Raw genomic sequence first — 26,682 nt, 5'->3', positions numbered from 1 at the left:
CCGTCAGCGCAGGCCCGTCGGGCGGCGCAGGGCCGCCTGGATGAGCCGGTCGACCAGTTCCGGGTAGGGCACGCCCGTGGCCTCCCACATGCGCGGGAACATCGAGATCGGCGTGAAGCCCGGCATGGTGTTGATCTCGTTGATGACGAACTCGCCGTTCTCCAGGAGGAAGAAGTCCGCGCGGGCCAGGCCCTCGCAGGAGAGGGCGTCGAACGCGGACACGGCCAGCTCCCTGACCCTGGCCGTCTGCTCCTCGGTGAGCGGTGCGGGCACGATGCCCTCGGCCGAGTCGATGTACTTGGCCTCGAAGTCGTAGAAGGAGTGGGCGGAGACCGGCGGGATCTCGGCGGGCAGGCTGGCCCGCGGCCCTTCCTCGAACTCCAGGACGCCGCACTCGATCTCACGGCCGGTCAGCAGGGACTCGACGACGATCTTCGGGTCGTGGCGCCTGGCCTCCTCGACGGCCGCGTCCAGGTCCTCAGGACCGGTGACCCGGGAGATGCCCATGGAGGAGCCGGCCCGCGCGGGCTTCACGAACAGCGGCCAGCCGTGCTCCGCCGCGAAGTCCGTGATCCGGCGGCGGGCGCCGGCCGGGTCGCGTTCCCACTCGCGCGGCCTGATGACGGTGTACGGGCCGACGGGCAGGCCGTAGGAGGTGAAGAGCCGCTTCATGTACTCCTTGTCCATGCCGACCGCCGAGGCCAGCACGCCGGCCCCCACGTAGGGCACACCCGACAGTTCGAGGAGGCCCTGGAGGGTGCCGTCCTCGCCGTAGGGGCCGTGGAGCAGCGGGAGGACGACGTCGACCTCGCCGAGGTCCTTGGGCACCGACCCCGACTCGCTGTAGACGACCTCCTGCCTGCCCGCGTCCACGGGCATCAGCACGGTGCCCTGGCCCGGCTCGGCGATCTGCTCGACGCTGGGCAGCCGGCGGTCGGTGATCGCCATGCGCTCGGGATCGTCGGCGGTCAGCGCCCAACGGCCGTCGCCGGTGATGCCGATGGGGAGCACGTCGTAGCGGGTGCGGTCGATGGCCCGCAGCACGGCGCCCGCGGTGACGACGGAGATGGCGTGCTCGGAACTGCGCCCGCCGAAGACGACGGCGACGCGCGGCCGGTGGCCCCCGGCGGACCGCGGACGGCCCGCGAGGCCCGCCCGGTCGGCAGGCGGGGGATTCTGGGAAGTGAACTCGCTGCTCATAACTCTCTGAGGCTACTCCGGGGCGGTGGCCGCGGTCAGTGATGCTCGGCCTTGGCGGTTCGCGCCATGAGCTCCTCGACCGCGGCCTGCGGCGAGGTGCCGCCGTGCACGATGCCGACCACGGTCTCGGTCAGCGGCATGTCGACCCGGTGGCGGCGGGCGAGGTCGAGGACGGAACGGCACGACTTGACGCCCTCGGCCGTCTGGCGGGTGGCGGCGATGGTCTCGTCCAGGGTCATGCCGCGGCCGAGGTTGGTGCCGAAGGTGTGGTTGCGCGACAGCGGGGACGAACAGGTGGCGATGAGGTCCCCCATGCCCGCCAGGCCCGCGAACGTCAGCGCGTCCGCGCCCATCGCGAGGCCGAGCCGGGTGGTCTCGGCCAGACCGCGCGTCATGAGCGACGCCTTGGTGTTGTCCCCGAGGCCCATGCCGTCGGCGATGCCCACGGCCAGCGCGATCACGTTCTTCACCGCGCCGCCGAGTTCGCAGCCCACGACGTCCCTGTTGGTGTAGGGGCGGAAGTAGGCGGTGTGGCACGCGGCCTGGAGGCGGCGGGCGACGGTCTCGTCCCGGCAGGCCACCACCGAGGCGGCGGGCTGGCGTTCGGCGATCTCGCGGGCCAGGTTGGGCCCGGAGAGGACGGCGACGCGCCCCGGGGACACGTCCGCGACCTCCTCGATGACCTCGCTCATGCGCTTGGCGGTGCCGAGTTCGATGCCCTTCATCAGGGAGACGAGCACCGACTCCCGCGGCAGCACGCCGACCCAGCCGGCCAGGTTGCCGCGCAGCGTCTGGGAGGGTACGGCCAGGACCGCGAAGTCCGCGCCGCGCGCCGCCTCCGCCGGGTCGGTGGTGGCCCGGACGGCGGCGGGCAGCCGCACTCCCGGCAGGTATTCCGGGTTCTCCCGGGTGGTGTTGACGGCCTCGACGGGCTCGGGGCGTCGGCCCCAGAGCGTCACGTCGCAGCCGGCGTCCGCGAGGACCATCGCGAAGGCGGTCCCCCAGGAGCCGGTTCCGTAGACGGCGGCGCGTGTCACTCCGCTCTCTCCTCCTCGGGTGCGCTGATCTCGCCGCGCCGCTCGGGCGCGATGCCCCGGTGGACGAAACGCTCGGCGGGCACGGGTTCGTTCCGCACCCCGGCGAGCAGCACGGTGATGGCGTCCATGATCGCGTCCGTCGCGTCGCGCAGCACCTCGGCCGTGGGCTCCTTGCCCAGGAACTCGGCGAGGTCCACGGGCGGTCCCGCCACCACGGTCAGCGTTCTGCGGGGGAAGAGGCGCAGCCGCCGGCTCCTGGCGTAGGGCGGCATGACCTCGTGGGCGCCCCACTGGGCGACGGGGATGACCGGCGCGCCGGTGAGGAGCGCGACGCGGGCGGCTCCGGTCTTGCCCTCCATGGGCCACAGCCGGGGGTCGCGGGTGAGGGTGCCCTCGGGGTAGAACGTGACGCACTCGCCGCGGTGCACGGCGGCCACGGCGGCGCGGAAGGCGTCGGCGGCGTCGGTGGTGTTGCGGTAGACGGGGATCTGACCCGTGCCGCGCATGAACGCGCCGAGCACGCCGGTGTGGAACAAGGAGACCTTGGCGAGGAATCTGGGGACCCGGCCGGTGTTGTACTGGAAGTGCGCGTAGGAGAGCGGGTCGAGATAGGAGTTGTGATTCACCGCGGTGATGAATCCTCCCTCCGCCGGAATATGCTCCATTCCACGCCAGTCCCGGTTGAAGAGCACGAGCAGCGGCGGTTTTACAAGAAATGCGGCCAATCGGTACCAGAAGCCGATTCTGCGGCGAGACACTGGGACACCATCTCCTCTTGCACTGCTGCGGCGCGCCCGGCTGGGGACGGCCGCACAAGTGTCGCCCCGGGGTGTGGGGCTGTCCAGCGGACGGCCTGCCCGCCCCGGACGATCCCTTTGACCCTAATGCGACGGCTCCGCGGGGAACCGGGAGGGCGCGGGGACGCCCGGCGCGCGCAGCCGCTCCTGGGCCGTGGGCGGGGCACGGACACCGGGCCAGGCCGAGGAGAGGAGAATGACCCGATGCGTGACACCAGGTGGTCGCTGATCGTGCCGCTCAAGCCACTGCGCCTGGCCAAGAGCCGGCTCGCCGCGGTGGCGGGCGAGGAACTGCGGCCGGCGCTGGCGCTCGCGTTCGCCGAGGACATGGTGACCGCCGCGCTGTCCTGCGGGGCGGTCGGCGACGTCACGGTCGTGACGGACGACCCGACGGCGGCGCGCCGGCTGGGGCGTTCGGGCGCCAGGATCGTGCCCGACGGGCCCGGGCGCGGCCTGAACGCGGCGCTGGCGTACGGCGCCCGCACGGTGCGGGCCGGCGCTCCCGCCGCCGCGGTGGCCGCGCTGAACGCGGACCTGCCGGCGCTGCGCGCGGCGGAGCTGGGGCGGGTGCTCGCGGCGGCGGCGGGGCACGGGCGGAGTTTCCTCGCGGACGCGGCGGGAGTCGGCACGACGCTGCTCGCGGCGGCACCCGGGGTGGCGCTCGCGCCCGCGTTCGGCGGCGCCTCGCGGGCGGCGCACCTGGCGTCCGGGGCCGTGGAACTGGCGCTCACGGACGTGCCGAGCGTGCGGCAGGACGTGGACACCGGCGCGGATCTGCGGGCCGCGCTGGCTTTGGGGGTGGGGCGGCGCACGGCGGCGGGTGTGCGCCGACTCACAGAGTCTGCAACGTCACCAGCGTGATGCGGCGCTCCTCGCCCTCACCCGTCGTCTCGATGCGCACCCGCTGACCGGGCCGCAGCAGCAAGAGGCCGCCGGCGTCGAAGGCGTCGGCGGCGAAATCGACGGGGGTGCCGTCGTCGAGGAGCACGCTGCCGGAGCGGGTCCCGGGGTCGTAGGTGTACGCGGTGGCCTGCATGGGGCGACCCTAACGCCCCCGCCGCCCGGCGGGAACGGCCGCGGGCCGGGCTCCCGGTGAGGAGTCCGGCCCGCCGGGTCCCCTGATCACTTGCGGCGGGAGGTGGCCTTCTTGGCGGTGGTCGTCCGGGACGATCCCCGCTTGGCCGGTGCCTTCTTGGCCGTGGTCTTCTTCGCCGGCGCCTTCTTGGCGGTGGCCTTCTTGGCCGTCGCCGCCTTCTTGGCCGTGGTCTTCTTCGCCGCGGACGCCTTCTTCGCGGTGGTCTTCTTGGCCGCGGACGCCTTCTTCGCCGTGGCCTTCTTGGTGGTGGCCTTCTTCGTGGTGGTGCCACCGGAGAGGCTGCCCTTGGGGGCCTTCTTCACCGCGACGTCGTTCTTCGGGAGCTTCTTGGTCCCGGCGACCAGGTCCTTGAAACCCTGGCCGGCGCGGAAGCGGGGCACGGAGGTCTTCTTGACCCGCACCCGCTCACCGGTCTGCGGGTTCCGCGCGTACCTGGCGGGCCGGTCGACCTTCTCGAACGAGCCGAAGCCCGTCACCGACACCCGCTCACCCGCGACCACGGCCCGGATGATCGCGTCGAGCACGATGTCGACCGCGTCGGCCGCCTGCTGGCGGCCACCGAGCTTGTCTGCAATCGCTTCCACGAGTTGCGCCTTGTTCACGTCTTCCCCTTCGGAGGCCTTGCTGGAACGAATGTGTTCAAGCTTTTTCGCACGTTAGGCAGATATATTCCGCAAATCAAACGCGAAACGGGCGAATCACCCTTGTGTCGCAACGAACTCGACCATCACGGACTTCCGTCGTGCTCGCCGGCCGGTCGGCCCTCCGGAAGCCGCCCCTCGTCAACGTCCTCCATCAGCCGGTCCAGACGGCGGGCGGCCCCAGGCAGGTCGTGCTTGGTGGCCGCGGTGATGATCAGCAGTTTCCGGGTGAGGGCCTGCCGTACGTCCTCAGGCACTTGCAGGGCCCGCACCGTACGGTGCGCGTCCCTCAGTCGAGCGGCGACGCGGTCGTAGAGTTCGAGTTGACCGTCGCGTTCCATGCGGCCGATTGTGCCACCTTGGGCCTGTTATCGCCCCCTAAGCCCCCAACGCCCGTGTCGTGACGGCCTGTCAGCGAAGATGCCCCCGCCGGCTCGGCCGGCGGGGGCATCTGCTGACGCACACTCAGTTCGCTTGTTTCGTCAGGGGTTTGTAGCTGGGGCGGCGGGTCTCGAAGGCCGCGATGGCGTCCTCGTTCCGCAGGGTGATGCTGATGTCGTCGAGACCTTCGAGCAGTCGCCAGCGCGCGTTCTCGTCGAGGTCGAAAGCGGCCTCGACTCCCGGGGCGCGCACCGCGCGCCCGACCAGGTCCACGGTGATCTCGACGGCGGGGTCGGTCTCGGTCAGCTCCCACAGCGCCTCGACGGTGGGCTGCGGGAGGACGACGGTCAGCAGGCCGTTCTTGAGGGAGTTGCCCCGGAAGATGTCGGCGAAGCGGGGGGAGATGACCGCCTTGAAGCCGTAGTTCTGGAGGGCCCACACGGCGTGCTCCCGCGAGGAGCCCGTGCCGAAGTCGGGGCCGGCCACGAGGACCGTGGCGCCCCCGCGTTCCGGCTGGTTCAGCACGAACTCCGGGTCCCGGCGCCAGGCCTCGAACAGCCCGTCCTCGAAGCCGTCCCTGGTCACCTTCTTCAGCCAGTGGGCGGGGATGATCTGGTCGGTGTCGACGTTGGAGCGGCGCAGCGGAACGGCCCGGCCCGTGTGAGTGGTGAACGCTTCCATCGGTCAGACCTCCACGGGGGTCGGGACGTCGGCCAGGTCGGCCGGGGACGCGAGACGGCCGAGCACCGCTGTGGCGGCGGCGACCTGCGGCGAGACCAGGTGGGTGCGGCCACCCTTGCCCTGCCTGCCCTCGAAGTTGCGGTTGGACGTGGAGGCGCAGCGCTCCCCCGGCGAGAGCTGGTCGGGGTTCATGCCCAGGCACATGGAGCACCCGGCGTGCCGCCATTCGGCGCCGGCCGCCGTGAACACCTTGTCCAGCCCTTCCTCGACGGCCTGGAGGGCGACGCGGACCGATCCCGGCACCACGAGCATCCGCAGCCCCTCGGCCACGCGGCGGCCGTCCAGGACGGCGGCGGCCGAGCGCAGGTCCTCGATGCGGCCGTTGGTGCAGGAGCCGACGAACACGGTGTCGACGGCGATGTCCCGCAGCCGCACGCCGGGCTCCAGGCCCATGTACTCCAGCGCCTTCTGCGCCGCGAGGCGTTCGCCCGCGTCCTCGAACGAGGCCGGGTCGGGTACGGACGACGACAGCGGCAGGCCCTGGCCGGGGTTGGTGCCCCAGGTGACGAACGGGGCCAGCTCCGCGGCGTCGATGACGACCTCGTGGTCGAAGACGGCGTCGTCGTCGGTCCGCAGCGTCCGCCAGTAGGCCAGCGCGGCGTCCCAGTCCGCGCCGCGCGGCGCGTGGTCGCGCCCCTCCAGATAGGCGAAGGTCGTCTCGTCCGGAGCGATCATGCCCGCCCTGGCGCCCGCCTCGATGGACATGTTGCAGATGGTCATGCGGGCCTCCATCGACAGCTTCTCGATGGCCTCGCCCCGGTACTCGATCACGTAGCCCTGGCCGCCGCCGGTGCCGATTCTGGCGATCACCGCGAGGATGAGGTCCTTGGCGGTGACCCCGTCGGGCAGCTCACCGCGCACGGTGACCGCCATCGTGCGGAAGGGCGCCATGGGCAGCGTCTGGGTCGCGAGCACGTGCTCGACCTGGCTGGTGCCGATGCCGAACGCCAGCGCGCCGAACGCCCCGTGCGTGGAGGTGTGGCTGTCGCCGCACACCACGGTGGTGCCGGGCTGGGTCAGGCCGAGCTGCGGGCCCACCACGTGCACGACGCCCTGCTCCGCGTCGCCCAGCGGGTGCAGGCGCACGTCGAACTCCGCGCAGTTCTTCCTGAGCGTCTCCAACTGCGTGCGGGACACCGGGTCCGCGATCGGCTTGTCGATGTCGAGCGTCGGGGTGTTGTGGTCCTCGGTCGCGATGGTGAGGTCCGTGCGCCGCACGCGCCTGCCGCTCTTGCGCAGTCCGTCGAACGCCTGCGGGCTGGTCACCTCGTGCAGCAGGTGGAGGTCGATGTAGAGGAGATCGGGCTCCCCCTCGACGCGCCGGACGACGTGGTCGTCCCAGACTTTCTCCGCCAGTGTCCGTCCCATCGCATTTCCTTCCGGGCTTGCAGCTGGTCTGATGGCCGCCGTCCGTTCCCCTCGCGCCGGACGGCCCGCGGCCGGCGGTGGCACGGGCCGCGGGAACCACCCTGCCGCGTCATCGCGAAGATTGGGCTTGCGTTTCACAGAGTGAGACGCGAGTATCGTTGCATGGACAACTCTAGCGGCGACTCCAGCGGGGTGGGCGTACTCGACAAGGCTGCCCTGGTACTGGGAGCCCTGGAGTCCGGACCAGCCACGCTGGCCGGGCTGGTCGGGGCCACCGGACTTGCCAGGCCCACGGCGCACCGCATGGCCGTGGCCCTTGAGTATCACCGGCTGCTGGCCCGGGACATGCAGGGCCGCTTCGTACTCGGACCGCGACTGGCGGAGCTGGCCGCGGCGGCCGGCGAGGACCGGCTGCTGGCCGCGGCCGGTCCGGTCCTGACGCACCTGCGCGACGTGACCGGGGAGAGCGCCCAGCTCTACCGCAGGCAGGGCGACATGCGGATCTGCGTGGCCGCGGCCGAGCGGCTGTCGGGGCTGCGCGACACCGTGCCCGTCGGGTCCACCCTTCCGATGAAGGCGGGTTCCGCCGCGCAGATCCTGCTCGCGTGGGAGGAGCCGGAGCGGCTGCACCACGGCCTCCAGGGCGCCCGGTTCACCGCGACCGCGCTCTCCGGGGTGCGGCGCCGGGGCTGGGCCCAGTCGATCGGCGAACGCGAGCCCGGGGTCGCCTCCGTCTCCGCGCCCGTGCGCGGTCCCTCCAACCGCGTGGTGGCCGCCGTCTCCGTGTCCGGCCCCATCGAGCGGCTGACCCGCCACCCGGGCCGCATGCACGCCCAGGCCCTCCTTGAGGCGGCGGGGCGGCTCACCGAGGCGCTCAGGCGCAACGGCTGACGGAGCCCGCGCTCCCCGCCCGTCGCCACCCGCGGGCCGCGGTGGGCCGGTTCACCGCGCGAGGCGCTCGGCCGCACGCTCGCCCCGGCGCCCCACCGGTATGACGCCGGTGGCCGCGCCGAGGCCGAACGCCGGCATGTTCACGTAGATCGATTCATGGGACCCCGCCGGGACGACGAACGTCTCGTGCCAGAAGCCCACTCGCCCGCGCCCCGCCCGCAGCCGCCGGTTGAACGCGGCCCAGGCGGGCCGGTGCTCCCCGTCCGCCGCCGACGCGTAGGCGATCAACTGCTCGTGCGAGGACCAGTACTGGATGACGGTCATCTCGCGCGGCCCGCCGCTCACCACCCGGGAGCCGAGCAGTCCGCTGCCGGCATCCCGCGACAGCTCTTTCAGCATGCGGGGCATCGCCATCAGCACCGGCCACCAGCTGCGCACGGCCCGCAGCCTGGTGATCCGCATCCCGATCAGGAACACCGTGACGCCACCCTCGGCCGCCGCCGTCATTCGCCCCTCGATCACCTCGCCCATCGCTCCACCCGACTTCCCGTTCGTCATCGCACCCGGCTCCTCGCCCGCCGCCCCGCTCGCCACCCGGCCGTCCTCCCCACTCGTCGCGCCGCGCCCCCCGCCCCCGCCGAGCCCAACGGAACACGACAGGGCGGAAAGGGGCGCCCGCTCATCGGCACCCTGCATTGGATAGCTCCACTATCCATGCTTGGATAGTGCCACTCTCCAACCGAAAACGCAAGGGGTTCCAGAGCTGTGCGACTGGCCGAGCTGAGCGAACGCAGCGGTGTCCCGACCGCGACGATCAAGTACTACCTGCGCGAGGGGCTGCTGACCCCGGGGCGCCGGGTCACCGCGACGCAGTCCGACTACGACGAGGAGCACGTGCGCAGACTGCGCCTCGTGCGCGCCCTGGTGCACGTGGGCCGGGTGCCGGTGGCGACGGCGCGGGAGGTGCTGACGGCCCTGGAGGACGAGACGGCGCCGCAGTCCGAGCGGCTGGGCACGGCCGTGTGCGCGCTGCCCCACGGTCCCGACCGGCAGCCCGAGGACACCGCCGCGCGGGCCGCGCGGGAGACCGCGGACGAGGTGGTGCGCCGGCTGGAGTGGCATCCGGCGCCGCGCAGCCCGGCGCACGGCATGCTCGTGTCGGCCCTGGCGGCGCTCGGCCGCCTCGGCTACCCCTGCGGCGTGGACGACGTGCTGCCCTACGGGCGGGTGGCCGAGGACATCGCCGCGCACGAACTCGCGGTGATCGACGACATCGGGGCCCCGACGACGCAGCTGGAGGCGGCCGTCGCGCTCACCGTCCTGTACGAGCCGGTCCTGCTCGCGCTGCGGCGGCTCGCCCAGGGCGAGGAGGCCGCCCGCCGCTTCCCCGGCTGAGCGCGGACCGCGGGGAACGACGTGGGCCCCCCGCCGCGAGGCGAGGGGCCCACATCCATCACGAACGATCGCGTACCCCCGACCGGATTCGAACCGGCGCTACCGCCTTGAGAGGGCGGCGTGCTAGGCCGCTACACAACGGGGGCTCACACCAGGCCCAACAGAGTTGGACCAGTACCCCCGACCGGATTCGAACCGGCGCTACTGCCTTGAGAGGGCAGCGTGCTAGGCCGCTACACAACGGGGGCGTGATCTTTTGAAAAGACCGCTGGGGTACCAGGACTCGAACCTAGACTAACTGAACCAGAATCAGTCGTGCTGCCAATTACACCATACCCCACCAAAACGCAACCCCACGCGGGGGTATTGCTCGGGTGGCCGCTCAGTGGCCCGGCTTCCCGGCCCTCCCTTGCGACGCGCCAAACAATACCCGATCGAGAACGGTCCCCCAAAACGAGATCGGTTCCCGCCCGCGCGGTGCCTCAGCCGGTGAGCCGGGCCAGGGCCGCGTCCACGCGCGCCAGGGTCCGTTCGCGCCCCAGCACCTCAAGCGACTCGAAGAGCGGCAGGCCCACGGTGCGGCCCGTCACGGCGACGCGGACCGGGGCCTGGGCCTTGCCCAGCTTCAGGCCGTGCGCCTCGCCCGCGGCCAGCACGGCCGCCTTCAGGGCGTCCGCCGTCCACTCCCCGGCCTCGCCGAGCAGCGTGCGCGCGGTGGCGAGCACCTCGCGGGCGCCGGGCTTCATCGCCTTCTGCCAGGACTGCTCGTCGCGCACGGGCTCGTCCAGGAACAGGAAGTCGACGTTGTCGGTGATGTCCGACAGCACCGTGACCCGGGTCTGGGCCAGCGGGGCGAGCGCCGCGAACGCCGCCGGGTCGTAGTCCTCCGGCTTCCAGGGGGCGTGCGGCGCACGCAGCCAGGGCTCGCAGGCCGCCGTGAACTCCTCGACCGTCAGGTGCTCCCGCACGTGCGTCGCGTTGATCGCCTCCGCCTTCTTCAGGTCGAAACGCGCCGGGTTGGCGTTCACCGCGCCGATGTCGAACGCGGCCACCATCTCGTCCAGCGTGAAGACGTCCCGGTCCTCGGCCAGCGACCAGCCGAGCAGCGCCAGGTAGTTGAGCAGGCCGCCGGGCAGGAAGCCGCGTTCCCGGTAGAGGTTGAGCGAGGACTGCGGGTCGCGCTTGGAGAGCTTCTTGTTGCCCTCGCCCATCACGTACGGCAGGTGCCCGAACGCCGGGACCGTGCCAGGCCCGACACCGATGTCCGCGAGCGCCCGGTACAGCGCGATCTGGCGCGGGGTCGAGGACAGCAGGTCCTCCCCGCGCAGCACGTGCGTGATGCCCATCAGCGCGTCGTCCACCGGGTTGACCAGGGTGTACAGCGGCGCGCCGCTGGCGCGGACGATGCCGTAGTCGGGCACGTTCTCCGGGGTGAACGTCAGGGTGCCGCGGACCAGGTCGTCGAACGTGATCGGCTCGTCCGGCATCCGGAAGCGCACGATCGGGCTGCGGCCCTCGGCCTCGTAGGCCGCGATCCGCTCGGCCGGCAGGTCCCGGCAGGCGCCGTCGTACCCCGACGGGCGGCCCGCGGCGCGCGCGGCCTCCCTGCGGGTCTCCAGCTCCTCGGCCGAGCAGTAGCAGCGGTAGGCGTGGCCCGCGGCCAGCAGGCGGCGCGTGACGTCCGCGTAGATGTCCATCCGCCCGGACTGGCGGTAGGGCTCGTGCGGCCCGCCCACCTCCGGGCCCTCGTCCCAGTCGAGGCCGAGCCAGCGCAGCGAGTCGAGCAGCGCCTCGTAGGACTCCTCTGAGTCCCGGGCCGCGTCGGTGTCCTCGATGCGCAGCACGAGCCTGCCGCCGTGGTGGCGGGCGAAGGCCCAGTTGAAGAGAGCGGTGCGGACGAGGCCGACGTGCGGGTTCCCGGTCGGGGACGGGCAGAATCGGACGCGAACTTCAGTCACGCTTGACAACCTTGTTGGTGAGAGTGCCGATGCCTTCGATGGTGACGGCGACCTCGTCGCCGACGTGGAGCGGGCCGACGCCCGCCGGGGTGCCGGTGAGGATGACGTCCTGGGGCAGCAGGGTCATCGACTCCGTGATGTGGACGATCAGGTCCTCCACGCTGCGCACCATCTCGCCGGTGCGCCCCAGCTGCCGCTGTTCGCCGTTCACCGTGCACATGACGGCGAGGTCGGACGGGTCGAGATCCGTCTCGATCCACGGTCCGAGGGGGCAGGAGTTGTCGAACCCCTTGGCCCTGGCCCACTGGCCCTCCCGGCGCTGGACGTCCCGCGCGGTGAGGTCGTTGGCGCACGTGTAGCCGAGGATCACCTCGCGGGCGCGCTCACGCGGCACGTCGCGGCACATGCGGCCGATCACGACGGCGAGCTCGGCCTCGTGATGCACGTCGGAGGAGATCGAGGGGTAGGCGATCGGGTCGCCGTGGCCGACGACGGAGGTGGAGGGTTTGAAGAAGGTCATCGGGACGTCGGGGACGGCGTTGCCCAGCTCGCCGGCGTGCTCCGCGTAGTTGCGGGCGACGGCGACGATCTTGCTGGGCAGCACGGGCGGGAGCAGCCTGACCTTGCTCAGGGGCACCCGGCGGCCCGACCGTTCGAACTCGGCGAAGGGGTGGCCCTTGATGATGTCGAGGACCGGCTCCCCGCCCTGGGACGGATCGGCCTCCACCACGCCGAATCCGACCGTTCCGTCGATGGAGAATCTGGCGATGCGCACGGCGCCAAGACTAACCACCGCGCCACGCCGACGGCCCCCCGGACATCGCTCGGGGGGCCGGCGCGGGGCGCGGGTCAGCGCAGGCGTGCCATGAGGGCGTGTTCGACGAGGGTGATCAGCGCGCTCTTGGACTCGGTGCGGTGCCGTGCGTCGGTGGTGATGATCGGCGCGTCGGGGCCGATCTGCAACGCCTCGCGCACCTCGTCGGGCGAGTACGGCTGGTGGCCGTCGAAGCCGTTGAGCGCGATCACGAACGGCAGCCCGCTGTTCTCGAAGTAGTCCACCGCCGGGAAGCAGTCCGCCAGCCGCCGCGTGTCCACCAGCACGATCGCGCCGATCGCACCCCGCACCAAGTCGTCCCACATGAACCAGAAACGGTCCTGACCCGGCGTACCGAACAAGTACAGGATCAGATCCTGGTCCAAGGTGATACGGCCGAAGTCCATCGCCACCGTCGTGGTGGTCTTCCCCGCCGTGTGCGTCAGGTCGTCGATCCCCGCCGACGCCGACGTCATCACCGCCTCCGTCCGCAACGGATTGATCTCCGACACCGACCCCACGAACGTGGTCTTCCCCACGCCGAACCCGCCCGCGATCACGATCTTCGCGGAGGTCGTGGAACGGGCCGGCGCGGTGAGACCGGCGTCGTTAGAGCTTGCGAAGTCCACTGAGCACCCTTTCGAGCAACGTCACATCTGGCTGGCCGCCGGGCTCAGCGTCGCTGCCCGGCTGGTGAATGGCGACGAGCCCGGCCTCGGCGAGATCGGCCACCAGAATCCGCGCCACCCCCAGCGGGATGGCGAGCAGCGCGGACACCTCGGCGACCGACTTGACCTCGTAGCAGAGCTGGCAGATCCGCTGGTGTTCCGGCAGCTGGCCCTGGAGCCGGGCCGGATCGGCCGTCGTGCTCACCAGCGCCTCGATCGCCAACTGGTACCGCGGCCTGGTCCGGCCACCGGTCATCGCGTACGGACGCACCAGCGGCTGCGGTGGCTCGCCTTCGCCCGCACGCCGCGACCGGACCGGCTGCCGGGCCGGCGCGCCCCAGTCGGCGCGCTCCGGCGGCGGCGGTCCGCCGTCCTGGTGCGGCGGACCGGCGCCGGGCGGCGGCGTGGGCCGCGCCCCGGGGTCCGGGGCGGACTCGCGCACGGGTGCCACCTGGGGCTCCGTCGCGGGCCGCCGGTGTCCGCCGCTGGGCGCCGAGGGGAAGTTGAAGCGCCCGCTGCGTGGCTGCGGCGGGTACTCGTTGCCGTAAGGTCCGCCTGGGGGCGTTGCCACAGTTCCTCCTCCGACTGCCTTTGCTATCCGCGGATGCCGCGCTCAGCTGTTCGCCATGGCGGCACCTTATGGTGCGCGGACCCAATCCGCACAAGTCGTCTGCTAGTTGAGCAGGCTTCCCTGGAGCTCCGCTCGCAGGTCGGGGGTCAGGACCGTGCCGGCCCGGTCGACAAGCAGCGCCATCTCGTAACCGACCAGACCGATATCGGCCTCCGGATGCGCAAGCACCGCCAACGACGAACCATCCGAGATCGACATGATGAAGAGGAACCCGCGCTCCATCTCCACCACCGTCTGATTCACCGCACCACCCTCGAAAATCCGCGACGCACCAGCCGTCAACGACGTCAGCCCCGAAGCCACCGCCGCCAACTGATCGGCACGATCCCGCGGAAACCCCTCGGACAACGCCAGAAGAAGACCATCGGCGGACACCACCACCGTGTGCGACACCCCCGGAGTGTTCTCCACAAAACTGGTGATCAACCAGTTCAGGTTCTGCGCCGCCTGGCTCATCGGGCTCACACTAACGCTCCTGATCGTCGTTTTGAGTGCCACGGTCCGTGCGTGCGCCGCGGCCCTGCCGTACACCGCGGTGCAGGCTGCTCAGCCGACCGCGGACTTCCATCGGGTCCCGGGATATCTGCGGCCCGCCCGCCGGTGGTTGGACGGCGGGGTGCTCGTTGAGGTTCGCCCGCGGGACCCGCCGGGGCAGACCGGACGCGGTGGTGCCCCCCGTCCGCTCCTCCCGGCGCGGCCCGCGGTCCGCGTAGGCGTCCGCCGGATCCCGCCGGACCGGGGACTGCTCCCCCGGTCGTCCTGCCGGAACCTCCTCGGACCGCCGCCACTGCCGTTCCCGCCGCGGAAGCCCCGCGCTCGTCGTCGACCCGTACCCCGGCGCGGCCGGGTCGGGTCCACCGAAGCCTACGCGGTGCCGGCCGGTCCCGGGACCACCGAGGGGGTCTTCCGTGCCTGGTCCCGGCGTTCCGAACCCCGTTGGGGCGGCGGTCGGTTCGCCCCGCGCGGGCGGCGGGGGCTGCGCCGTCCGCCGGCTCTCGCGCAGCCGGTCGACGTCGGCCCGGCCCAGCTCGACCGTGTCGCCGACGGAACGGGGCGCGGGGTACCTGGAGTCGTCGAATCCCAGTTCGGCGGCCGTGCGGGCCCCTGCCGCCAGATCGGCCTCGGTGACGCGGCGCCCGCCCGGCGCGTCCCCCGGCAGGCCGAACGCGCCGGCCGGGGCGTCGGACCCCGGGGCGCCGCCGCCCCGGGTGGCGTCCTCGGGCAGCATGACCAGGGACGTGGTCCCCGACTGCTCGCCAGAGGGCCGCAACTGGACGCGGATGCCATGCCGCTCGGCGAGGCGGCCCACCACGTAGAGCCCCATGCGCCGGGCGACCTCGACATCGACGGCCGGCGGGGCGGCCAGCCGCTTGTTGATCTCCGCGAAGTCCTCCTGCTTGAGGCCGATGCCCTTGTCGTGGATCTCGATCATGACCCGGCCGTCGGGCAGCCGGGTCGCCGTGACCCTGACCTTGGTCTGCGGCGAGGAGAACGCGGTCGCGTTCTCCAGCAGCTCGGCCAGCAGGTGCACCAGGTCGTTGACGACCGGGGCCGCCACGTCGCACTGCGGCACGCCCGAGAGCTCGATGCGGGCGTACGCGGCGACCTCGGAGGCGGCGGCACGCATCACGTCGACGAGCGGCACCGGCTCGTGCAGGCGGTGCGCCGGCTCCTCGCCCGCGAGCACCAGCAGGTTCTCGCCGTTGCGGCGCATGCGCGTCGCCAGGTGGTCGAGCTTGAACAGGTGCTCAAGCTGCTCGGGGTCGGCCTCGCGCGCCTCCAGCTCGCTGATCAGGCCGAGCTGCCGCTCGATCAGCCCCTGGTTGCGGCTGGAGAGGTTCGTGAAGATGGCGTTGACATTGCCGCGCAGGAGCGCCTGCTCCGCCGCGAGGCGGACGGCCTCGCGGTGCACGTGGTCGAACGCGCGGGCCACTTCGCCGATCTCGTCCTGGCTGTTGATCCGCAGCGGCGCCACCCGCGTGTCCACGTCGCCCGGCCTGGTGCGGGAGAGCTGGTCGACGACGGCGGGCAGCCGCTCCCCCGCCACCTCGAACGCGGCGGCGCGCAGCCGGCTCATGTTGCGGCTCATCGACCTGGCCATCAGGGCCGCGAGGGCGACGGCGATCGTCAGGGCGCCGAGCACGAGCACCGCGTTGACGCCCATGTCGCGGCGGGCGGTGGCCGCGATGTCCCCGGCCTCGGCGACGGCCGTGTCGACCAGCTCCTGTTCGAGGGTGTGGTAGGCGTCGAACTCGGCGGTCGCGGCGGTGAACCAGGTCTCCTCGGTGACTCCCGCGGCGGCCAGGGCCTCCGGGTCCGCGCCGCTCCCGATGAGGGTGACCATCTCGGCGAGACCGGGCGCGTCCCCGGCCTGGCGGTCGGTGCTCTCGGCGGCCTCCGCCATCACCTCGGAGAGCCGCCGCACGTCGTCCTCGGTGCCGGCCGACGCGTACTCGGCCCGCGCGATGTTCTCCAGGTAGGCGTAGGAGCCGAACGCGGTGAGCTGGCTCGCGGTGGCCTCGGCGCCGGGGCCCGGGGCGACGATCAGGTGGGTGCCGATGGCGCGCTGGAGCGAGCTGGCCCCCGTGGCCAGGGAGATGGCGTAGACGGTGCGCCCGTAGGAGGTGACGTTCCCGGTGCCGAGGCCCAGTTCGTTGGACAGCGAGAGCAGCGGGTGCTGGACGTCGACGTACCCCTCCTCGGTCTCCACGCCGGGCAGGTCGTCGCCGTAGGCGCGCTCCCTGAGCGGCGCGAGCCGCGGTTCCACCTCGGCGACGGCGTCGATCCGGCGGTTGAGGCTCTCCGTCCGCGGCGTCCGTTCGGCCTGGGCCCAGAACGCGTCCTGCGCCTCGTCGGTGCGCTCGCGGGCCTCGGCGACGCCCGCCGCGCCCGAGTCGCCGCGCAGGAGCGCGGCGGCGGTGGTGTCCCGCTCGTCGATCAGCGCGTGCGCGTAGGCGGTGGAGGCGCGCACCAGCTCGGCGGTGCGCTCGGCGTCGTCGGCCTCCTGCCAGGTGCCGTAGGCGTTCCAGACCCGCAGGCCCCCGAGTACGAGGGCGACGAGCACGGGTATCAGGAGGATCGCGTAGAGCTTGGTCGCCACGCGCCAGTTGCGCGGGGCGAGTCGCGATCCCGTGGTGCCGGACGTGCCGAAGTGGCCGGGGGGCTCGGGGGCGCCGGGCGGCGGTGTGGAGTTGCCCCGGTCCGACGACCGGGGCCTTGACGGCTCGGCCGTGCTCCCGGGGGTCGGGCGCTTGCGCCTCACTGGGCTATCACCTCTCGGCATCGGCTCACGGCGAAGGCGGACTGCCTTCGCCGGCGGCCACAACTGCGGAGTTGGGTGGATTTCAGCACGTTGGGAGACGACTTTCCAATCCCCCGCGGCCGTCGGATTCGGACAACGGCGGGCGAGAGGAAACGGGCATTGCGGCCGAGGGGCCGCAAATGACCGGGAACGTGAACGCGGAGCGGAGCGAATCACTCGCGACACGTGGCGATTCCGTGCGGAGAGTGCACGGAGTTGTCAGGAACCGGAGGAAACGACGTGTTGAAGAACACAGGCCGGGGGCGCGCTCCCCGGATCAGTGCAACCGGGCGAGCAGGGCGTGCTCGACAAGGGTGATCAGCGCGCTCTTGGCCTCCGACCGGTGCCGTGCGTCGGTGATGATGATCGGGACGTCGGGGCCGATCTGCAACGCCTCCCTGACCTCTTCCGGCGAGTACGGCTGGTGGCCGTCGAAGCCGTTGAGCGCGATCACGAACGGCAGCCCGCTGTTCTCGAAGTAGTCCACCGCCGGGAAGCAGTCCGCCAGCCGCCGCGTGTCCACCAGCACGATCGCGCCGATCGCACCCCGCACCAAGTCGTCCCACATGAACCAGAAACGGTCCTGACCCGGCGTACCGAACAAGTACAGGATCAAGTCCTGGTCCAAGGTGATACGGCCGAAGTCCATCGCCACCGTCGTGGTGGTCTTCCCCGCCGTGTGCGTCAGGTCGTCGATCCCCGCCGACGCCGACGTCATCACCGCCTCCGTCCGCAACGGATTGATCTCCGACACCGACCCCACGAACGTGGTCTTCCCCACGCCGAACCCGCCCGCGATCACGATCTTGGCCGATGTCGTCGACGTGGCGGGAACCGGCCGGCCCGGGGAGCTAGAGCTTGCGAAGTCCACTGAGCACCCTTTCGAGCAACGTCACATCTGGCTGGCCGCCGGGCTCCGCGTCATTGCCCGGCTGATGGATGGCGACGAGCCCGGCCTCGGCGAGATCGGCCACCAGAATCCGCGCCACCCCGAGGGGCATCGCGAGCAGCGCGGAGACTTCCGCCACCGACTTGACCTCAAGGCACAGCTGGCAGATCCGCTGGTGCTCCGGCAGGAGCCCCTGGAGCTGCACCGGCTCCGCCGTCGTGCTCACCAGCGCCTCGATCGCCAACTGGTACCGCGGCCTGGTCCGGCCACCGGTCATCGCGTACGGACGCACCAGCGGCTGGTCGCCGTCGTCGTCGTAGGAGCCGTAATGGTGTTGCGCACCGTACGAGCCCTGCGAGGGTGGCGGGGTGATCATAGCTCCTCCGAGCGTTACATGAGGTCGGCGAGGCGGAAGGTGGTGCTCATGTGGGGGGAGCTGAGGGTCAGTTAAGCAGACTTCCCTGGAGTTCGGCCCGGAGGTCGGGGGTCAGGACCGTGCCGGCCCGGTCGACAAGCAGCGCCATCTCGTAACCGACCAGACCGATATCGGCCTCCGGATGCGCAAGCACCGCCAACGACGAACCATCCGAGATCGACATGATGAAGAGGAACCCACGCTCCATCTCCACCACCGTCTGATTCACCGCACCACCCTCGAAAATCCGCGACGCACCAGCCGTCAACGACGTCAGCCCCGAAGCCACCGCCGCCAACTGATCGGCACGATCCCGCGGAAACCCCTCGGACAACGCCAGAAGAAGACCATCGGCGGACACCACCACCGTGTGCGACACCCCCGGAGTGTTCTCCACAAAACTGGTGATCAACCAGTTCAGGTTCTGCGCCGCCTGGCTCATCGGGCTCACACTAACGCTCCTACTACTGGTAAGTGGGGCCGTAGCCCTGGTCCGTACGGCCGGCCGCGGAACCGGCCTGGCGTCCCTGCTGAATACCCCGGCGGAGGTTGGTCAGGCGGCCGCGCACGTCGTCGGGCCGCCGGGAGACCTGCGGCCCCGCGGGCGCGGCCTGCGCCTGCGACTGGGCCGCGCCCGCCATCAGGTTGGCGCGCGGCACGCGTCGCGGCAGGCCGGAGGTCGTGACGCCGCCGGCGCTCGGCTGGCGGAGCTGCTCGGCCCGGCGCCAGCGTTCGTCGTTGGGCGACGGGCGCCACGGCGCGCCGGGGTCGCCCTGGGCCTCGGGGTCGTGGCCCGGCTGCGCGTAGGACGCGCCGGCCTGCGGCACGGGCTCCGGCTCCCGGACGGGGAGCGGGGCGGGTGCCGCCGCGGGCTGCGGCGGGGCGGCCTGTTCCTGCGCGGGCGCGGGCGGCGGCACGGGTGCACGGCGCAGCCCGAACCACGTCGACTCCATCTCCTCGAAGATCGGAGTGCGTTCCGAACCGCGTTCCGGCAGGGCCGCGGGCAGCGGGTCCCGCAGTTCGTCGGGCCGGTGGGGCGGCGGGGCCTGCGGGGCCTGCCCCTGGTAGCCCAGGTGCTCCGCGGGCGGCTCCCCGTACGCGTCGGACGCCGCCGGCTCCTGCGGGTGCCGGTCGGGCGCCTGCTGGTACTGGGGGTACTCGCCGGTGTCATGGTGCGTCTGCGCGTAGGGCGGCCGGTGCGCGGACTCGTGCCCGTCCTGCCCGGGGAACGCGAACTCCGAGGTCTCCTCGGGCGGCTGCTGCCGCTGCCTTGACCTGCGGTGCCCGAAGGCCGAGGACATGGAGGCGGCGGAGGACGCGGCGGAGGAGGAAGCGGCCGGGGCGCCGGAGGGGCCCGAGGGCGCCGGGGTGTGGCCCGGCCCTTCGGCGCCCAGGTAGCCGGGCCTGGCGCGCTCGCCGGTGGACTCGGACTCGTCGTGGCCGCGGAACTCGTCCGCGGGGTCTCCGAGTGCGGGTATTCGCCCGCTGTCCTCGGGTCCCGCGGCCCAGCTCGGCCGACCGCCCTGCGGCCCGCCGGGCAGGGGCTGCTGCGGCTGCGCGGGACTCTGCGGCTGCTGGGGAACGCGGGGCGGCTGGGGCTCGCCGGCCTCGTGCCGCCGCCCCTGCTCGGCCGGGCGCTCCCGTGCCGGTTGCGGGGGCGCGGGCGCGCCCGCCTGGGGCGCGAGGGGCTGCTGCGGAGCGCCGGCGGGCTGCTCGGCGCCGGGTTGCGCGCCGGAGTCGGCGCCCGGGCCCGCGCTTCCGACGGGCCGGGAGGGCAGCGCCGGGCGCCGCTGTCCGCCGCCGACCTGGCCGCGGGACTGCTGTTCCGCGGTGCGCTCCAGGCTGCGGTTCCAGCCCGGCAGTTCCGCCGTGTCGGGGCCGGGGCCGCCGCCCTGCGCGGTGGCCGGGCCGCGCTGCGCGGTCGCGGCCTGCGGCCCGCCCGGCGCGCTCGCGCCCGGCCTCGGCCTGCCGGCGCCGTTCGCGACGTCGGCGGGCAGCATGACCAGCGCGGTCGTGCCGCCGGAGTCCGAGGGGCGCAGCTGGATCCTGATGTTGTGCCGGAGGGAGAGGCGGCCGACCACGAACAGGCCCATGCGCCGGGAGACGGACACGTCGACCGTCGGCGGGTTGGCGAGGCGGTCGTTGATCTCCGCGAGGTCCTCGGGCGACAGGCCGATGCCGGTGTCGTGGATCTCGACCAGCACCCGCCCGTCGGGCAGGGCGTGACCGGTGACCTTCACCTTCGTCTGGGGGGAGGAGAACGAGGTCGCGTTCTCCAGCAGCTCGGCCAGGAGGTGCACGAGGTCGTTGACGACCCGCCCCGCGACCTCCGACTTGGGCACGGCGCTCAGCTCGATGCGTTCGTACTGCTCCACCTCGGAGGCGGCGGCGCGCAGGACGTCGACGAGCGGGACCGGCCGCGTCCACCGGCGGCCCGGCTCCTCGCCCGCGAGCACCAGCAGGTTCTCGCCGTTGCGGCGCATGCGGGTCGCGAGGTGGTCGAGCTTGAACAGCGAGGAGAGCTGGTCGGGGTCCGCCTCGCGGGATTCGAGCTCGGAGATGAGGGACAGCTGGCGCTGGATGAGGCCCTGGCTGCGGCGCGAGAGGTTGGTGAACATCGCGTTGACGTTGCCCCGCAGCAGCGCCTGCTCACCGGCGAGGCGGACGGCCTCGCGGTGGACGTCGTCGAACGCCTGCGCCACCTTGCCGATCTCGTCGCGGCTGTGGACACCGACGGACTCGACCGAGGTGTCGACCGCCTCGGGCTCCGCCTCGGACATGCGCCGGACGACCTCGGGCAGCCGCGTGCGGGCCACTTCCTGGGCGGTGTCCTGGAGCCTGCGCAGCGAGCGGACCATGGAGCGGGCCACGACGAACGCGCCGACCAGCGAGATGCCGAGCACGAGGAGGACGATCGCGCCGTTGATGAACGAGTCGCGCTGGGCGTCGTCGCGCAGGGCACTGGCCTGCGCCGCCATCTCGTCGAGCAGGGTGCGCTCGATGGCGGCCATCGCGTCGATCTTGGCCCGGTCCTGGTCGTACCAGTCGCGGTAGGAGCGGGGCTCGACGCGGATGCCCTCAAGGGAGGCGAAGACCTGGCGGGCGTACTGGTCGGCCTCGACGACGTTGGCGATGCCGCCGTCGAGCGGGTTGAGCATCTCGTCGGCCCGGTCCTCGCCGTAGATGAGGGCGAAGCTGTCGAGGGCGGCGTCCTCACCCTGCTGGTGGGTGCGGCCGTAGCGCCAGTCGCTCTCGGACAGCCCGGCGGACTGGCCGCTCCTCTCGTCCCTGGCCAGACCCGCGGTGATCACGGCGCGCTGGATGGAGGCGTGCTCCTTGGCCGCGGAGAACGTGGCCAGGGCGCGCGTGCTCTGGATCATCTCGGTGTTGCTCGTGGCCTGCGCCATGTCCTGCGACAGGCCGTGCAGCGCCTCGATCAGCTCGTTGTAGCGGCTGATGGTCTGGGCGACGTAGTCCGCGTCCTCGTAGGCGCCGTTGCGGATCTGGCTGATCTCGTTCAGCCGGCTGCCGATGTCGACGACCGTGGCCTCGACGCTGCGCATGGCCTCGTCGCTGGCGTCGATCTGGAGCCGCGCGTCGCTGAACGCGCGGATCGCGTCGTCGGTGCGCTCCCGCGCGCCCGCGACCTCGTCGCTCTTCTCGCCGGTCTCGTTCCCCGCGCTGACCATCGGGCCTGCGGAACGGTCGCGCTCCTCCTGGAGCGCGGCGGCGAGCAGCGTGGTCTGCCGGGTCAGCTCGGTGAGCAGCTGCATGTTGTCCAGCTGCTCGATGTCGTCGAGCGAACTCTGGATGCGCAGCCCGCCGAGGATGGTCGCGGCCACCACGGGGAGCGCGATCAGGGAGACCAGTCTGGTGCTGATCCGCCAGTTGCGCAGCGCGAGCCTTGAGCCCGCCTGGCTCGGGCGGGCGGGTGCCGGTGATGGAGCCGGGGAGTCCGCGGCGTCCTCGCCCGCGTGCTCCTGGGTCGGCTGATCACCACCCGCCGCCTTGCGCGCCGGGTCGCCGCCCAGGGCAGGCCCCGCGGAGGAGCTGCGGTCGTTTCTGCCGCTCAGCTCCGCATCCCCCGCAGCGCTGCCTTCCCTCTTGAAACGTCCCTGCACTAGCGTCGCAACCTCTGGACCTCAGCGCCGCGCCGTCTGTCGCGGCGCGGCGGTGTCGAGCGGGGGCACGTGGGCCCCGTTTCGGTCGTTCGGACAACCGGCGCGATGTGATCAACCCGTGTGTGACGCTGGTGTGCGCCCTCCACCGGGATGCCGACCCGCGTCGGTCCGTGAGATTCCAGCACAGTGGCGGTACTCCAACAAGGGCCCGGAATGGACCCGTGACATGTATGACGCTGCGCAGACACATGATCACGAGCGGTGCGTGTCAGGTGCGGAGAAATCGGACCTTTGCCCGCACGACCACCATCGAATCGGCACACTCATCACGGAAAATCGCCGGAGTTATATCCGGTTTTGTCGCCCGTGGGGGCTTAGCCGGAAAAACGAACTCACCCAGAATGCCCGCTTTGTTGGGGTCTTCGTGAGGAAACTCACACACACCATTTGGCTGATCACCGGCCTCGTGCGGGTAGAGGCGGCGCCCGGCGGCGCGCCGACGAGCCGTCCGGTTCGAACGCGCGCCGCGACTCGCGGCCGGAGGAGAGTCGAGCGCCTGACGCGGATGTGACGCGCCTCCGTCAGCCGACGTAGTCGGTTCCGACTAGTAGAGGTCGGTGAGATAGATGGCGAAGCGAAAGATCTCCAACACACTGGCGCTGGCCGTGCTCGGTCTGCTGCAAGCACAGCCGATGCACCCGTATGAGATGGCCGCCACCCTGCGGGAACGGCACAAGGACAGCAGCTTCAAGGTCGACTCCGGGTCGCTGTACGACACGGTCGAGGCACTGGTCCGGCACGGCTGGATCGAGCCGGTGGAGACGGTGCCCGACAGCAGGCAGCCCGAGCGCACCGTGTACGCGACGACCGAGCTGGGCCAGAGCGAGTTCGTCCGCTGGGTCGACGAGCTCCTCCGCACGCCCGTCGCGGAGTACCCGAGATTCATGGCCGCGGTGTCCTACCTCGGCGCGCTCGGCCCTGACCTGGCGGCGGAGGCACTGGCGGAACGGGCCGGGCGTCTGGCCCGGCGGATCGAGGAGACGAGCGCGGTGCCGGCCGACACGGTCGGCTCCGGCGCGGTCCCCCGGCTGTTCATGATCGAGGTCGAGTGCGCGCTGCACGCCTGGGAGGCCGAACTGGCCTGGACCCGGCGGACCATCGACGAGATCCGCGACGGCAGCCTGCTCTGGCCCGAGGCCGAGCGAACCGAACAGGGCTGGACCTGGTCCGCCCCCTCGGACCGGAAGGGAAGCACCCGATGACCGACGTGCTGATCGTGGGAGCCGGTCCGGCCGGGCTGCTGCCCGCCGGCGAGCTCCGGCTCGCCGGCGTCGACACCGTCCTCGTCGAACGCCATCCCCGGCGGCCGGACTTCTGCCGGGCTTCCACTTCAACGCCCGCGCCCTGGACCTGCTGGCCCGGCGCGGGCTCGCCGAGAGGCTTGTCGGCGAGGGCTGGCAGGCGCCCCACGCCGCGTTCTCCGGCCTGCCGGTGACGCTCTCACTCGCGGGCACGCGCACCGACCCCCCGTACTCGCCGGGCATCCCGCAGACCAGGGTCGAGCAGATCCTCGAAGAGCACGCTCTCGCCCGGGGGGCCGACATCCGGCGCGGACACGAACTGCTCGCCGTGGAACAGGACGACGAGTCCGTCACCGCCACCGTCTCCACCGGCGACGAGGAGTACCGCGTCAGGGCCGCGTACCTGGTCGGTTGTGACGGAGGCCGAAGCACCGTCCGCAAACAGGCCGGCATCGGCTTCCCCGGTACCGAGGCGACCCGGTACTCCTCGCTCGGCGACGTCGAGCTCGCCGACCCCGAGGCGCTGCCGTTCATACCCCGCCCCGGCTACGTCAGGATCATCGCCTCCGACCGGCACCCCCGGCGGACAAGGACGCCCCGGTCGCCCTGGACCAGCTCCGGGGCCGCGGTGGACGACGCGCTCGGCCGCCACGTCGAGCTGCGCGCCGCACGCTGGCTGACCCGGTTCGGCAACGCCGCCCGGCAGGCGTCCGAGTACGTCCGCGGCAGGGTCGTCCTGGCCGGGGACGCCGCGCACACCCAGTCACCGCGACATGCCCCGACCACCCCGGCATCCGGGCCGTCCTCATGCGGCCTGACGGGCACACCGCCTGGCTGCGCACCACCGATGACGACCACCTCGACGGGCTCCGCCAAGCGCTGCGGCACTGGCACGGCCCGGCGGCCCCGTCCGCCGCCGCGTCCACGGAGACGTCGCCCTAGCTGTGTTGTCCCAGCGAGCCGGGTGCCGGGTGCCGCCACCGGCCGCGGGACGACCGCGCGGAGGTCCCGGCGCCGCGGGCGCGGCGCCGGGCGGGCCGGTCAGCCCTGCCAGCTGTGCGGCGCCCGGTAGGCGCGGGCGCGCTCGAACCGGCGCCACGGCGCCGAGCTGCGCCCCGGGGCGGCGTCCTGCTCCGGGCGGCGCGCGGCACGGGCCATCAGCAGGGCGGTCACCGCGGCCAGTTCCTCGTCGCTGGCCCGGCCCTTCTCCACCCGGACCAGGTGCGGGCCGGTGATCGTCTCGGGGCTCATCGGGGCATCTCCTTCACGCGGGCGCGCGCCCGCGGGTCGCGTTCGGTCGTCGGGAAGGCCGCGGTCACTGCGGCGGGTTGCCGTGCTTGCGGGCCGGCAGGTCGGCGTGCTTGGTCCGCAGCATCGCCAGGGCGCCGATGAGGACCTCGCGGGTCTCCGCCGGGTCGATCACGTCGTCGACCAGCCCGCGCTCGGCCGCGTAGTACGGGTGCATCAGCTCGGTCTTGTACTCCTTGACCATGCGCGCCCGCATCGCGTCGGGGTCCTCCGCCGCCGCGATCTGCCGGCGGAAGATCACGTTCGCCGCGCCCTCGGCGCCCATCACCGCGATCTCGTTCGTCGGCCAGGCCAGGGTGACGTCCGCGCCGATCGACTGGGAGTCCATCACGATGTACGCCCCGCCGTACGCCTTGCGCAGCACCAGCGAGATCCGCGGCACGGTCGCGTTGCAGTAGGCGTACAGCAGCTTGGCCCCGTGCCTGATGATCCCGCCGTGCTCCTGGTCGACGCCCGGCAGGAAGCCCGGCACGTCGAGCAGGGTCACGATCGGGATGTTGAACGCGTCGCACATCTGGACGAACCGCGCCGCCTTCTCCGAGGCGGAGATGTCGAGCACTCCGGCGAGGGACTGGGGCTGGTTGGCCACCACGCCCACCACCTGCCCGTCCAGCCGCGCCAGCGCGCAGATGATGTTCCCCGCCCAGCGCTCGTGGACCTCCAGGTACTCCCCGTCGTCCACCAGCTCCTCGATCACGGCACGCATGTCGTAGGGCCGGTTGCCGTCGACGGGCACGAGGTCGACCAGCGCGTCGCACCGCCGGTCCGCCGGGTCCTTGGCGGGCACCGAGGGCGGGTTCTCCCGGTTGTTCGAGGGCAGCAGGGTCAGCAGGTAGCGGACCTCCTCAAGGCAGGTCTCCTCGTCGTCGTACGCGAAGTGCGCCACGCCCGAGGTCCCGGCGTGCACCTCGGCGCCGCCCAGGCCGTTCTGCGTGACCTGCTCGCCGGTGACCGCCTGCACGACATCGGGGCCGGTGATGAACATCTGGGCCGTGTCCCGCACCATGAACACGAAATCGGTGAGCGCCGGCGAGTAGGCCGCGCCGCCCGCGCACGGGCCGAGCATGACGGAGATCTGCGGAATGACCCCGGAGGCCCGGGTGTTGCGCTGGAAGATGCCGCCGTACCCGGCGAGCGCGGAGACGCCCTCCTGGATGCGCGCGCCGGCGCCGTCGTTCAGCGAGACCAGCGGCGCGCCCGCGGCCAGCGCCATGTCCATGATCTTGTGGATCTTCGCGGCGTGGGCCTCGCCCAGCGCGCCGCCGAAGATGCGGAAGTCGTGCGCGTAGACGAACACGGTCCGCCCGTGCACCGTCCCCCAGCCCGTCACCACCCCGTCGGTGTAAGGCCGCTTCGCCTCAAGACCGAAGCCGGTCGCGCGGTGCCGCCGCAGCGCCCCCACTTCCTGGAAGGAGTCCTCGTCGAGCAGCAGCGCGATGCGCTCGCGCGCCGTCAGCTTGCCCTTCTCGTGCTGCGCGGCCGTCGCCCGCTCCGACGGGCCCGCCCACGCCTCCTCACGAATCGCACGCAACTCGGCGACACGGCCGCGGGTGTCGGTGGCGGCGGCCGTCTCGGGTGAATCCGTCAGAGCGTGATCGGTCATGTATAGACCCTACGAAACGCCGGTCTCGTTGGCTCTCGTCAGATCCGAACAGTCTCCGCAGCCGTTTCATGGCCGCGCTGGACAGAACGCGAGTTCAGCCGCCGTCCCGGTGCGGACACCGTACAG

Annotated in this window: 26 protein-coding genes, 3 tRNA genes and 1 pseudogene; 6 read left to right on the top strand and 24 right to left on the bottom strand. The window is 72.2% G+C overall.

Annotation, left to right across the window (positions count from 1 at the left end; all coding sequences use genetic code 11):
* Window positions 1–3 precede the first annotated feature (3 nt).
* From LC193_RS23680 to LC193_RS23670, 3 genes are read right to left on the bottom strand one after another with little or no spacing between them, the layout of a single operon-like run.
* Window positions 4–1,200, bottom strand: coding sequence for a D-alanine--D-alanine ligase family protein (locus tag LC193_RS23680; protein ID WP_226077276.1), 1,197 nt, complete (start codon window positions 1,198–1,200; stop codon window positions 4–6).
* Between the two features lie 35 nt (window positions 1,201–1,235).
* A complete protein-coding gene (locus LC193_RS23675; RefSeq protein WP_226077274.1) occupies window positions 1,236–2,237 on the bottom strand; it encodes an NAD(P)H-dependent glycerol-3-phosphate dehydrogenase in 1,002 nt (333 codons plus the stop codon).
* Complete coding sequence (locus tag LC193_RS23670) at window positions 2,234–2,995, bottom strand: lysophospholipid acyltransferase family protein (RefSeq protein ID WP_086157791.1); 762 nt, start codon at window positions 2,993–2,995, stop codon at window positions 2,234–2,236. The genes LC193_RS23675 and LC193_RS23670 overlap by 4 nt, the downstream gene beginning before the upstream one ends.
* 243 nt (window positions 2,996–3,238) lie before the next feature.
* On the opposite strand from LC193_RS23670, the gene cofC reads away from it, so the two are divergent.
* Window positions 3,239–3,895 (top strand): 2-phospho-L-lactate guanylyltransferase, encoded by a 657-nt coding sequence (gene cofC, locus LC193_RS23665; protein ID WP_226077272.1) that lies wholly within the window; start codon window positions 3,239–3,241, stop codon window positions 3,893–3,895.
* Here the strand turns inward: cofC and LC193_RS23660 are convergent.
* The 5 genes from LC193_RS23660 to leuC all read right to left on the bottom strand — a co-directional run bounded on the left by LC193_RS23660 (window position 3,867) and on the right by leuC (window position 7,261).
* On the bottom strand, window positions 3,867–4,070 hold the full coding sequence (locus LC193_RS23660) for a hypothetical protein (RefSeq protein WP_226077270.1): 204 nt from the start codon (window positions 4,068–4,070) through the stop codon (window positions 3,867–3,869). The genes cofC and LC193_RS23660 overlap by 29 nt on opposite strands.
* Window positions 4,071–4,156: 86 nt before the next feature.
* Window positions 4,157–4,732 carry an HU family DNA-binding protein gene (locus tag LC193_RS23655; protein WP_086157794.1) on the bottom strand — a complete coding sequence of 192 codons (576 nt, stop codon included), beginning with the start codon at window positions 4,730–4,732 and terminating at the stop codon, window positions 4,157–4,159.
* Between the two features lie 125 nt (window positions 4,733–4,857).
* Complete coding sequence (locus LC193_RS23650; protein ID WP_086157795.1) at window positions 4,858–5,112, bottom strand: SCO5555 family protein; 255 nt, start codon at window positions 5,110–5,112, stop codon at window positions 4,858–4,860.
* Window positions 5,113–5,236: 124 nt separating this feature from the next.
* Window positions 5,237–5,833: a 3-isopropylmalate dehydratase small subunit gene (leuD, locus tag LC193_RS23645; protein ID WP_226077268.1), complete on the bottom strand. Its 597-nt coding sequence runs from the start codon at window positions 5,831–5,833 to the stop codon at window positions 5,237–5,239.
* Window positions 5,834–5,836: 3 nt separating this feature from the next.
* Window positions 5,837–7,261, bottom strand: a complete 1,425-nt coding sequence (gene leuC / locus LC193_RS23640) for a 3-isopropylmalate dehydratase large subunit (RefSeq protein ID WP_226077266.1) — start codon at window positions 7,259–7,261, stop codon at window positions 5,837–5,839.
* A 162-nt stretch (window positions 7,262–7,423) separates the two neighbouring features.
* Between leuC and LC193_RS23635 the strand changes: the two genes are divergently transcribed.
* Complete coding sequence (locus LC193_RS23635) at window positions 7,424–8,152, top strand: IclR family transcriptional regulator (protein WP_086157798.1); 729 nt, start codon at window positions 7,424–7,426, stop codon at window positions 8,150–8,152.
* A gap of 51 nt (window positions 8,153–8,203) precedes the next feature.
* Here the strand turns inward: LC193_RS23635 and LC193_RS23630 are convergent, their stop codons facing one another.
* Window positions 8,204–8,710: a DUF4188 domain-containing protein gene (locus LC193_RS23630; RefSeq protein WP_226077264.1), complete on the bottom strand. Its 507-nt coding sequence runs from the start codon at window positions 8,708–8,710 to the stop codon at window positions 8,204–8,206.
* 207 nt (window positions 8,711–8,917) lie between these two features.
* On the opposite strand from LC193_RS23630, the gene LC193_RS23625 reads away from it, so the two are divergent.
* Window positions 8,918–9,547 (top strand): MerR family transcriptional regulator, encoded by a 630-nt coding sequence (locus tag LC193_RS23625; protein ID WP_226077262.1) that lies wholly within the window; start codon window positions 8,918–8,920, stop codon window positions 9,545–9,547.
* Window positions 9,548–9,620: 73 nt separating this feature from the next.
* On the opposite strand, the gene LC193_RS23620 is transcribed toward LC193_RS23625, so the two are convergent.
* From LC193_RS23620 to LC193_RS23560, 13 genes are all read right to left on the bottom strand, one after another.
* A tRNA-Glu gene (locus LC193_RS23620) sits at window positions 9,621–9,693 on the bottom strand.
* 29 nt (window positions 9,694–9,722) lie between these two features.
* Window positions 9,723–9,795, bottom strand: a tRNA-Glu gene (locus LC193_RS23615).
* A 20-nt stretch (window positions 9,796–9,815) separates the two neighbouring features.
* Window positions 9,816–9,887 (bottom strand) — tRNA-Gln (locus tag LC193_RS23610).
* 142 nt (window positions 9,888–10,029) lie between these two features.
* Window positions 10,030–11,514, bottom strand: a complete 1,485-nt coding sequence (gene gltX / locus LC193_RS23605) for a glutamate--tRNA ligase (RefSeq protein ID WP_226077260.1) — start codon at window positions 11,512–11,514, stop codon at window positions 10,030–10,032.
* Window positions 11,498–12,280, bottom strand: coding sequence for a fumarylacetoacetate hydrolase family protein (locus LC193_RS23600; RefSeq protein WP_226077257.1), 783 nt, complete (start codon window positions 12,278–12,280; stop codon window positions 11,498–11,500). Before LC193_RS23600 ends, gltX begins: the two co-directional genes overlap by 17 nt.
* A 74-nt stretch (window positions 12,281–12,354) precedes the next feature.
* Window positions 12,355–12,948 (bottom strand): GTP-binding protein, encoded by a 594-nt coding sequence (locus LC193_RS23595; RefSeq protein WP_086157803.1) that lies wholly within the window; start codon window positions 12,946–12,948, stop codon window positions 12,355–12,357.
* On the bottom strand, window positions 12,929–13,558 hold the full coding sequence (locus LC193_RS23590) for a DUF742 domain-containing protein (protein ID WP_226077254.1): 630 nt from the start codon (window positions 13,556–13,558) through the stop codon (window positions 12,929–12,931). The genes LC193_RS23595 and LC193_RS23590 overlap by 20 nt, the downstream gene beginning before the upstream one ends.
* Before the next feature lie 102 nt (window positions 13,559–13,660).
* Window positions 13,661–14,074 carry a roadblock/LC7 domain-containing protein gene (locus tag LC193_RS23585; protein WP_062206445.1) on the bottom strand — a complete coding sequence of 138 codons (414 nt, stop codon included), beginning with the start codon at window positions 14,072–14,074 and terminating at the stop codon, window positions 13,661–13,663.
* A 10-nt stretch (window positions 14,075–14,084) separates the two neighbouring features.
* The gene (locus LC193_RS23580; protein WP_226077252.1) at window positions 14,085–16,880 is read right to left on the bottom strand and encodes a sensor histidine kinase; all 2,796 of its coding nucleotides are present in this window, start codon (window positions 16,878–16,880) and stop codon (window positions 14,085–14,087) included.
* A gap of 316 nt (window positions 16,881–17,196) precedes the next feature.
* Window positions 17,197–17,790 carry a GTP-binding protein gene (locus LC193_RS23575; RefSeq protein ID WP_086157806.1) on the bottom strand — a complete coding sequence of 198 codons (594 nt, stop codon included), beginning with the start codon at window positions 17,788–17,790 and terminating at the stop codon, window positions 17,197–17,199.
* Window positions 17,771–18,181 carry a DUF742 domain-containing protein gene (locus tag LC193_RS23570; protein ID WP_404819558.1) on the bottom strand — a complete coding sequence of 137 codons (411 nt, stop codon included), beginning with the start codon at window positions 18,179–18,181 and terminating at the stop codon, window positions 17,771–17,773. The genes LC193_RS23575 and LC193_RS23570 overlap by 20 nt, the downstream gene beginning before the upstream one ends.
* Before the next feature lie 70 nt (window positions 18,182–18,251).
* Complete coding sequence (locus LC193_RS23565; protein WP_062206445.1) at window positions 18,252–18,665, bottom strand: roadblock/LC7 domain-containing protein; 414 nt, start codon at window positions 18,663–18,665, stop codon at window positions 18,252–18,254.
* 22 nt (window positions 18,666–18,687) lie between these two features.
* Window positions 18,688–22,344: a sensor histidine kinase gene (locus tag LC193_RS23560; protein ID WP_226077249.1), complete on the bottom strand. Its 3,657-nt coding sequence runs from the start codon at window positions 22,342–22,344 to the stop codon at window positions 18,688–18,690.
* Between the two features lie 626 nt (window positions 22,345–22,970).
* On the opposite strand from LC193_RS23560, the gene LC193_RS23555 reads away from it, so the two are divergent.
* From LC193_RS23555 to LC193_RS29230, 3 genes and pseudogenes are all read left to right on the top strand, one after another.
* Entirely contained in the window at window positions 22,971–23,606 is a 636-nt protein-coding gene (locus LC193_RS23555) for a PadR family transcriptional regulator (RefSeq protein WP_226077247.1), read from the top strand.
* Window positions 23,603–24,363, top strand: a pseudogene (locus LC193_RS29235) (FAD-dependent monooxygenase); the annotation flags it as partial. The gene LC193_RS23555 and the pseudogene LC193_RS29235, both read left to right, overlap by 4 nt.
* Before the next feature lie 89 nt (window positions 24,364–24,452).
* Window positions 24,453–24,587, top strand: a complete 135-nt coding sequence (locus tag LC193_RS29230) for an aromatic-ring hydroxylase C-terminal domain-containing protein (RefSeq protein ID WP_404819557.1) — start codon at window positions 24,453–24,455, stop codon at window positions 24,585–24,587.
* A gap of 99 nt (window positions 24,588–24,686) precedes the next feature.
* Here LC193_RS29230 and LC193_RS23545 read toward each other — a convergent pair whose 3' ends face one another.
* Window positions 24,687–24,896, bottom strand: a complete 210-nt coding sequence (locus LC193_RS23545) for an acyl-CoA carboxylase subunit epsilon (RefSeq protein WP_226077245.1) — start codon at window positions 24,894–24,896, stop codon at window positions 24,687–24,689.
* Between the two features lie 64 nt (window positions 24,897–24,960).
* Window positions 24,961–26,556, bottom strand: a complete 1,596-nt coding sequence (locus LC193_RS23540; protein ID WP_086157810.1) for an acyl-CoA carboxylase subunit beta — start codon at window positions 26,554–26,556, stop codon at window positions 24,961–24,963.
* Window positions 26,557–26,682: the final 126 nt, after the last annotated feature.

The sequence above is a fragment of the Streptomyces marincola genome (assembly GCF_020410765.1).
In the GTDB taxonomy this organism is placed as follows: domain Bacteria; phylum Actinomycetota; class Actinomycetes; order Streptomycetales; family Streptomycetaceae; genus Streptomyces; species Streptomyces marincola.
The sequence above is the reverse complement of the archived record's forward strand: the minus strand, read 5'-3'. Positions and strand labels throughout refer to the sequence as shown.